This is a genomic window from Brachyspira catarrhinii (genome assembly GCF_005518285.1).
Lineage (GTDB): Bacteria > Spirochaetota > Brachyspiria > Brachyspirales > Brachyspiraceae > Brachyspira > Brachyspira catarrhinii.
Genome location: NZ_SJDU01000069.1, coordinates 1 through 8,516 on the forward strand (window position 1 = coordinate 1; position 8,516 = coordinate 8,516).

The following is an 8,516-nucleotide window of genomic DNA, read 5'->3' on the forward strand; positions in this document are numbered from 1 at the left end:
TTATATTTTAAGATTCAAAATTATTTTTATTTTATATTCTATTTTTGCAATTATAATTTTATTTTTAATAATTAAATATTTGGACTATATTAAAATTTTTCTTTGCATATTCAAATATATAAAAAGTGTTATGCTTTATTTATTGGAATTATTTAAAATATTTCTTAATAAACTAAAATTAATAAATATAAAAAATTATTCCGTAATATTAATTTTATTTTTATGTTTTTTAATAATGCCAAATATTATTTATAAAATATTTTATAAGAATTTTGACCATACTAATTATGAGAATAGAACTTTGGCAAGCAAACCGATTTTGGTATCGACTAATATAAACGAATATCCAAAAAATTATGAAGAATATTTTAACGATTATTTGTCGTTTAGAAACGAATTAGTAAAACTTAAAAATTTAAATGATATTTTTGTGTTTAAAAATATTATATCGGATAGAGTTTTATTAGGCAAAGCTAAATGGTTATTTTTTAAAGATGCAAATTTAACTGAAAAATATATTGGAGTAGAAGAATATAATTTTACAGAAGAGGAATTGGAAATTGCAAAAAATAATTTAATTCATTTTAGAGACGAGCTTAAAAAGAAAAATATTGATTTTATATTAATGGTATGTCCCGATAAACAATTTATATATTCTGAATATATGCCAGATTATATTAAAAGAAAATCTGCAAAAAACGATACCGATATATTTGTGGAATATATAAAAAATAATTCCGATATAAAAGTCGTTTATCCGAAAAGTGAGTTATTGAAATATAAAGATAAATATCAATTATATTATAAATACGATACGCATTGGAATTCATTAGGCGCTTATATAGGTTATACGGAACTTACACAAATATTAAATATGAATAATAAATATATCGAAAATTTTAAAATTTTAGAATTCGATTCTGCATATAGGAATTCCAATAAAGACGCAAGCGTTTTTTATAACGATATGGCAAGAATGATGAGTTTAAAAAATATAAAAAATTTTAGAGATGATATTATATATATTTTAGAAGATTATAAATATACTATCACTAATATTACGGATGATTGGAGTTCAATTAGAATATCAAATTATAATTTAGATAATTTCAGAAATAATAGAAACATATTAATCATAAGGGATTCATATTCATTTGAGATGATGGATTATATTATAACTGAATTTAAACAAAGCGAATTTATCAATATAAACAGTTTTAAAAGTAAAAATATAACTGAATATAAACCAAATATAGTAGTTTTTGAATCGGTTGAAAGATATTTGAAAGACAGAATGTTAAATGTTATGCCGAATTATAAAATTGAGGAGATTAACGAGGAGTGAATATAATAACTTTAATAAATAAATTTTGTAATTTTACTTTGTTAATTTATTGTTTTTATTTGTCTTATTTGCTTTTTCTAATAAATCGGTTTTATTTTCAAAAGGCGGTATTGCGAAAGAAAATAATGTTTGTCCTCCGCCATTTGAAATTGCAAAATCTCCAAATTTGATTATATCCATTCCTATCAATATATCGGAATCGCCTCCTATTGTGCAAACAGAACCTCTTACCTCTTTTATAGATACATTATTTGGCAATAATAAATTAAATAATGCAACTTCTATATCTTCCGTTTTGCTATTTACTCCGATTATTGTGGTAGTATCTACAATTGTCAATGAAAGTTCATTTAAGACTTTTGGAGTAATTACAGTATTAGTAGCTCCCGTATCCCATATCGCTTTATATTTCTTTCTTTGACTATTTAATGGATTTACTATTTCCGACTCCGATACTAATTCTCTGGCAATCCCTTTATATTGAATACTAAAAGCAAAATGAGGAATTTTTTTATTTGCCATATACCCTCGACATAAATCTTTGTATTTCTTCTTCGTCCGTAGCCGTAACGATTTTTATCATAAATGTTCCCGCTTTCATAGTTTTTATAGCTTCGCTAAAAGCGTCTCCATCGTTGTCATATACGCCTTTTAATTCGCTGCCTTGTATAACTAAATGTTTTCCTAGATATTTTTTTCTATATTCTTCTTTATGTTTGTTATAATATTTATTCTCCAATTCAAACATATTTTAACTCCATAAATAAACTTATATTTATATTATAATCAATTTAAATTATTTTTCAATACTATACCTTAATACAAAACAATCCCCAGAACAGCGGAAATTAATATTATAGCTATAATAGGAAGTTTCTTAATTTTCAAAAATATTGATAATGCGAAAATGAAAATTCCAATTGGGCTTATATATTTGAAAATTGCTTGAATAAAATTCACATTTCTTAATATCGAGGTTTCCGTGAGTTTGACAAAAAAAGCGTCTTTTGAAAATGTGATTACCGCCGAAGCTATCAAAGCGACCGCGCAAACTCTTAAAGCGTTCATTATCGCGTTAAATTGTTCGTTTTCTTTTATTTTGTAGAAAAATTGTGATACAATCATTGTGATAAAAAACGCTGGAACGAATATTCCTAATGTGGCGAAAAATGAGCCTAATACTCCCGCAACTCTATAACCCACGAAAGTAGCAGAATTAATCGCTATCGGACCGGGCGTTATTTGAGATATTGCCACCAATTTTGAAAATTCCGAAGCCGTTACCCAACCGTAATCTTCCAATATTCCTAATAAAAGCGCGATTATAGCGTAGCCGCCACCGTAAGTGAAAAGTCCCAATTTTGCGAACACATAAAAAAGTCTGAAATAAATCATAATTTTGTCCTTGCCTTTTTATCAATTAAATAATAAATCCATCCGATTAAAGCGGAAATTAAAAGCGTATAAATTACATTAAATTTGAAAAATACCACAAGAATGAAACTTAATATAAAAAGTATAACGGTAAATTTGTTTTTTAGAACTTCCTTTCCCATTCCGTAAGCTGAGAGTAAAATTAATCCCGCTATAGCTCCTTTTATTCCCAAAAATGCCTTATTTACATATTCCAAATTCTGAAATCTTTCAAAAATTGGAGCGATTATAAGAATTATTACAAATGAAGGAGTCATTACGCCGATTCCAGCCATGATTCCGCCCAAAATTCCCGCAATTTTAAATCCCGTGAGTAGCGAAGTATTAACCGCAATAACGCCTGGAATACTTTGAGCCAAAGCGAAAACATCGATTATTTCCTCTTTTGTTAGAAATTTTCTTTTATTTACGAATTCATCTTCCATTATAGGAAGCATTGCAAGTCCGCCTCCGATTGTGACGAGTCCGATATAAGAAAACGATATAAACATAGTCAAAAACGAAGCTTTTTTTTCTTTTACATTTACATTATTATTTTTTTTCGTTTCCATAAATTTATTTCCGAATTATTTTTATTTGAAATTATTAGATTTTGATAAATAGATTATATCAATTTAATTAATTGTCAATGATTTAATTTTATATTTAATTATTGACTTTATAACGATATGATTTATACTAATCGTTAATGTCTAATTTAAGTTTTAAAGTTTTGAATTGGGATTTCTTTTCTCCAAATATGAATAAAGAATATATTTTGAATAATCTAAACGAAAATTTAAATATATCTTACGGAGATGCGACTCCAGATTTGGATTTTATTCCGAGAGCGCAAAGAAGAAGATTCAGCCAAATAACGAAATATGTTTTCGAGTCGGTTAAAAATCTTATAAAAGAAAACGAGCAGATTCCGATTTTCTTCGTTTCAAAATACGGAGAGATAAATCAGCAATATAATATGTCTAAAAAAATAGTAACCGAGCATGAAGTTTCGCCCGCGTTATTTAGTTATTCGGTTTTCAATACGGCGATTGGACAGCTTACGATATTTTATAAAAATAACGCAAGAGCGCTTTCAATTACTTGTTATGAAAATTTTTTGGATGCGATTATTTTGCAGGCAACCTCTTTTTTGAATAATTCAAGCGATTATAATAAAGCTCTTTTAATAATAGCGGACGAAAAACTTCCGCAAAGTTATGAGGAAATATCGAAAGATAAAAATTATTCTTTCGCGTTTTCATTCATTATATCGGCGGATAAAAACGAAAGCGATATAAATATTGAAATAATTGACGGAGAAGATAAGAAAGACGAAAATTCTATAATCGATTTTATAAAATTTATTTCTACAAATCAAACTAATTTGAAATTAGGTAAAATAGAATTAAATAAAATAAAAAATATTAAATAAAAGTTATACAAATAATAGAAAACCACATAGTGACGCCTCGTAATGACAATATTTTTTATTCTTTCGGTTTGAAAATCAAAGAAATAGAATTAACGCAATGCCTGATATTTTTGTCGGTTAAATGTTCGCCTTCGAATACATGTCCCAAATGCCCTCCGCAGTTATTACAGGTTATTTCTATTCTGTATCCGTCAGCATCCAAAGTTCGTCTTACCGCTCCTTTTATTTCATCGTCAAAACTTGGCCATCCGCATTGAGATTTGAATTTATCCTTTGAATGATACAATTTTGCTCCGCATTGTTTACAGCAGTAAATTCCTTCTTCAAAGAAATCGTTATATTTTCCCGTGAATGGATATTCCGTGCCTTTGAAAATTATAATATTTTTTTCTTCTTCCGTTAATTCGTTAAATTTTTTTTCTTTCATTTTACAACCTATTGATTTAATTTTCTAGTTTAATTTTCTAATTTAACTTTTTTAATTCTTCGACTTCTTTTGCAAATAGTTTCAACGCGCTTTCCACAACTTCTGGCTTCGTCATATCCACTCCAGCGACTTTCAAATTTTCTATAGGAGTTCTACTTCCGCCACTTTTTAAGAATTTCAAATAATTGTCTCTGTTCGTATAATCGCTTTTTTTATTTCCCTCAAGCACTCCGTTTGAAAGAGCGACAGCCGCAGACATTCCCGTAGCGTATTTGTAAACATAGAAAGAACGATAAAAATGCGGAATTCTTAAAGCCTCCAAATCGCTTGTCTCTTCCAAAACCGAATTTTTGCCGAAATATTTTTTAAGCAAATCTTTGTAAACTTTTCTTATAAGTTCCAAAGTAGTCGGGTTTCCTTCTTCCGCTTCTTTATGAATTATATGCTCGAACTCGGCAAACATTGTCTGTCTGAAAACGGTCGCCACAAATCCGTTAATATCTTTATTCAACAAAAATTTTTTAACTTCTTTTTTGCTTTCATTTTGCATCAAATAATTAAAAAGCAATTTTTCGTTAAAGGTGGACGCAACTTCCGCCTCAAAAATTGTATAATTATGATGCTGATAAGGATTATTTTTTCTGCTATAATAACTATGCATACTATGTCCCGCTTCATGCGCCAATGTAAATACCGATTCTATACTTTCGTCTCTGAAATTCATCAATATATAAGGTTCTGACACATAACAGCCCGCCGAAAATGCGCCGCTCGTTTTTCCTTTATTTTCGTATTTATCAACCCATCTTGAATTCAAGCCTTTAAGCAAAATTGAAACATATTCTTCTCCCAAAGGCTCGAAAGCTTTTCCCAAAATTTTAACCGCTTCGTTAAAAGTATTTTTTATTTTTACATTTTTCACTATCGGAGCGTATTTGTCATATTGTCTAAAATCTTTTATTCTCAATTTTTTCTGACAATATTTATAATAATTATGCAAAGACGGTAGGGCTTTATGAACGCTCTCGATTAAACTATCGTAAACGCTTATTGGAATATCGTCTCCGAATAATTCCATTTCTCTAACGCTTTTATAATTTCTGATTTTTGCGCTAAATATATCCTGCTTGATTTGGCTTGCGTAAAGTTCGGCTAAAGTATTTTTATGTTTGTCGTATTCTTTATAAAATTGATTGTAGCTTTCTTTTCGGATACTTCTATTTTCGCTTTGCTGAAAACTTGAAAAAGTCGCATGAGTCAAAGGCGTTTTTTTATTGTTTATTTTAATCTCTCCAAAATCCAAATCGGCGTCATTTAAAGTGTCGAATACATTTGAAGCGGTTGAAGATAATTCGCCCTGCAACGCGAGAATTCTCTCTTCTTTTTCCGATAAAGTATGAGGTTTATATTTTAGAATTCTTTTCAAATAAATCAAATATTCTTTTAAAGCTTCGTCTTTCAAAAATTCGTTCATTTTTTTATCTTCAATGTTCATTAATTCGGGTTCAAAATAACTTAAATTTGCCGAAAGCTCGGAAGAAAGTTTTGAAAACCTTGCGACTTTAATATTGGAATCGTTATTCGTCAAATCTTCAGTTTGTTTTAAGAAAGCGTATGAGCCTAATTTTTCCAAGATTATTGACGCTTTCATTATCGAATCCAAAATATTTTTTAATTCGTTTGCCGATTTTGATAAATTTCCTTTGAATTTTTTAGCTTCTTTTGAAAATTCTTCCATTTTCTTAAAATCGCTTTCAAATTCGTTATCGTTTTTGTATAATAGAGATAGATTCCAAGTGTCTTCAGTTTTTACATTTTTTCTTAAAATTAATTTATCTTTCATTTTAAATCCTTTTTATTTTAAAAATATTTTATATAAAAATTATTTATCCAAACTCGAAGTGCAATTAGGACATTTACTCGCTTTTATATTTATAGTCGAAAAACAATAGGGACAAGTTTTTTCCGTCACTTCTTTTTCTTCCTTTTCTTTTTTTACGAAAGATTTTTCCATTTTATTAAAAGCTTTTATAACTAAAAATACAGCCACTGCCGTTATTAAAAATGTTATAAGAGTATTTATAAAAACTCCAAAACTTATTACAACCGCTCCAGAAGATTTTGCCGCTTCCAAAGAACGATAAGGACCTTCGTTTTCAATTCCTTTTTTTATGACTAAAAATATATTGGAAAAATCTATTCCTTTTAAGAGCAAACCTATCGGAGGCATTAAAATATCATTAACCAAAGAATCGGCTATTTTACCGAAAGACGCTCCTATTATAATACCGACAGACATATCGAGTATATTTCCTCGCATAATAAATTTTTTGAATTCTTTTAACATAATTATCTCCGTTTTTTAATTTAATTTATTAGAATTTATTTAATTATATATTATATGCGATTAAATTAAAAGTATTATATTTATAAATAATATTTAAAATCAAAAAGAGACGGCAAATTGCCATCCCTTTAGTTTAATAAAAAAATTTATTTACAAGAAGTTTACCTATGTTGTCTATTATTATAATTTATATAATTTAATTGTTCTCTCTGTTCTGGCGTCAAAATTTTGAGTATTGAAACTTCTCTCTCTATTCTTAAATAGTCGATTTCTTTTTCAATATCTTTTCTTTGATTGATTAAATCTTTTATAACATTTAAATCTATATCCGCTTTTTCTCTTTCGTATTCAAATTTATAATCCACGCCTCTTTTTCTGTATTCCGCTTCTCTTATTCTAGTTTCATAATCATAGTCGATTTTATTAATCTCGTTTATTTGTTCTTCGGTTAAATTTATCCATTCCAATCCCCTAATTACATAAATATGTCTATGATGCCTTCGTTCATATCTTGGAGCTGGAGGGGTTGGAGGATTTCCGTTTTGCGTTTGCGGAGTTGGAGGTTGAGCGAATACTGTCGATACCGCCAACATACTTAAAATAATCACGCTTAATAATTTTTTTAATTTTCTTGTCATTTTTAATCTCCTTGATTTTTGGATTTTTATTTATTTTTTATATAACAATTAGACGAATATAATTCTAAAAAGTTCCCGCTTAAAATTATTAAAGCGTTAATATTTTTTGAAGAATATTAACGCTTTTTTGATAGATTTAATATATTAAATTTTAATAAAAAATTAATAGATTAAATCATATAGTATTACTGCATTTCCCGGTTTTTAAATATTCATCTAAATTTTTATAAGTTATTTCAACCATATTTCTAATGGACTTTTTAGGAACTTTTTTATATTCCAAAACCGTTATTATAATACTTGAATTTATAAAAATAATTATATATACTATAAATAAATATAATAAATTAGAGGTATTTTTATGATTTCTACATTAATTTTTAATTGTTTGCTTTCCGATATTGACAATAATATAAATAATTCTCTGTCGATTTGTTATTTGCCAGAATACAATGCCGAAGGCACGCCTGAGGCGAACGAAAAAAATGCAGGAGAGTTATTTATGATAAATGAAAAAGGTAAACTCGAAGGCATTAAAGAAGGCATAAAAGAAAATAGTTATACCATAGCCAAAAATCTGAAAAAAGACGGAATGGATATTAATTAATTTCAAAATATACGGGATTAAGTATCGAAGAAATACGCAAACTTTAATTAAAATATTTGAATTCTAAATATTTATGAAACGACTAAAAATGGAGAGAAACTATAATTAAATTCTTTTTATCAAATTCTATTAAAAAAACAAACTATATATTTTTGCATTTAGACTTTGAAATAATTTTCGATTTAATAATTTTACTTTATTATTTTAAAAATATATAGCCGCCTAATTTAATTTTAAGACGACTATATAATATATTATTAAGAGAAAACATTATTTTTAGAAATACCAAGCGACACCGCAAGAG

General features: G+C 27.6%; 10 protein-coding genes and 1 pseudogene. 3 read left to right on the plus strand and 8 right to left on the minus strand.

All coding sequences use genetic code 11. The features are described from left to right. Nucleotides 1-235: 235 nt before the first annotated feature. Entirely contained in the window at nt 236-1,345 is a 1,110-nt protein-coding gene (locus tag EZH24_RS04050; RefSeq protein WP_161976101.1) for an alginate O-acetyltransferase AlgX-related protein, read from the plus strand. A 33-nt stretch (nt 1,346-1,378) separates the two neighbouring features. On the opposite strand, the gene EZH24_RS04055 is transcribed toward EZH24_RS04050, so the two are convergent. The 4 genes from EZH24_RS04055 to EZH24_RS04070 all read right to left on the minus strand — a co-directional run bounded on the left by EZH24_RS04055 (nt 1,379) and on the right by EZH24_RS04070 (nt 3,330). Next, on the minus strand, nt 1,379-1,867 hold the full coding sequence (locus tag EZH24_RS04055) for a retroviral-like aspartic protease family protein (RefSeq protein WP_137997849.1): 489 nt from the start codon (nt 1,865-1,867) through the stop codon (nt 1,379-1,381). Further along, nucleotides 1,857-2,093: a hypothetical protein gene (locus EZH24_RS04060; RefSeq protein ID WP_137997850.1), complete on the minus strand. Its 237-nt coding sequence runs from the start codon at nt 2,091-2,093 to the stop codon at nt 1,857-1,859. The genes EZH24_RS04055 and EZH24_RS04060 overlap by 11 nt, the downstream gene beginning before the upstream one ends. A gap of 68 nt (nt 2,094-2,161) precedes the next feature. Further along, nucleotides 2,162-2,740 carry a chromate transporter gene (locus EZH24_RS04065; protein WP_137997851.1) on the minus strand — a complete coding sequence of 193 codons (579 nt, stop codon included), beginning with the start codon at nt 2,738-2,740 and terminating at the stop codon, nt 2,162-2,164. Continuing rightward, nucleotides 2,737-3,330, minus strand: coding sequence for a chromate transporter (locus EZH24_RS04070; protein WP_137997852.1), 594 nt, complete (start codon nt 3,328-3,330; stop codon nt 2,737-2,739). Before EZH24_RS04070 ends, EZH24_RS04065 begins: the two co-directional genes overlap by 4 nt. Nucleotides 3,331-3,467: 137 nt before the next feature. Between EZH24_RS04070 and EZH24_RS04075 the strand changes: the two genes are divergently transcribed. Beyond that, complete coding sequence (locus EZH24_RS04075; protein WP_137997853.1) at nt 3,468-4,193, plus strand: beta-ketoacyl synthase chain length factor; 726 nt, start codon at nt 3,468-3,470, stop codon at nt 4,191-4,193. Nucleotides 4,194-4,248: 55 nt separating this feature from the next. Here the strand turns inward: EZH24_RS04075 and EZH24_RS04080 are convergent, their stop codons facing one another. The 4 genes from EZH24_RS04080 to EZH24_RS04095 form a co-directional block, all read right to left on the minus strand. Further along, complete coding sequence (locus tag EZH24_RS04080) at nt 4,249-4,620, minus strand: methionine-R-sulfoxide reductase (RefSeq protein WP_137997854.1); 372 nt, start codon at nt 4,618-4,620, stop codon at nt 4,249-4,251. Between the two features lie 37 nt (nt 4,621-4,657). After that, the gene (pepF, locus tag EZH24_RS04085) at nt 4,658-6,463 is read right to left on the minus strand and encodes an oligoendopeptidase F (protein WP_137997855.1); all 1,806 of its coding nucleotides are present in this window, start codon (nt 6,461-6,463) and stop codon (nt 4,658-4,660) included. A 39-nt stretch (nt 6,464-6,502) separates the two neighbouring features. Continuing rightward, nucleotides 6,503-6,967, minus strand: coding sequence for a large conductance mechanosensitive channel protein MscL (gene mscL / locus EZH24_RS04090; RefSeq protein ID WP_137997856.1), 465 nt, complete (start codon nt 6,965-6,967; stop codon nt 6,503-6,505). A 161-nt stretch (nt 6,968-7,128) separates the two neighbouring features. Then, entirely contained in the window at nt 7,129-7,605 is a 477-nt protein-coding gene (locus tag EZH24_RS04095; protein WP_137997857.1) for a Spy/CpxP family protein refolding chaperone, read from the minus strand. Nucleotides 7,606-8,116: 511 nt separating this feature from the next. Here EZH24_RS04095 and EZH24_RS15495 point away from each other — a divergent pair. Further along, nucleotides 8,117-8,259, plus strand: a pseudogene (locus tag EZH24_RS15495) (Rpn family recombination-promoting nuclease/putative transposase); the annotation flags it as partial. Nucleotides 8,260-8,516 lie beyond the last annotated feature (257 nt).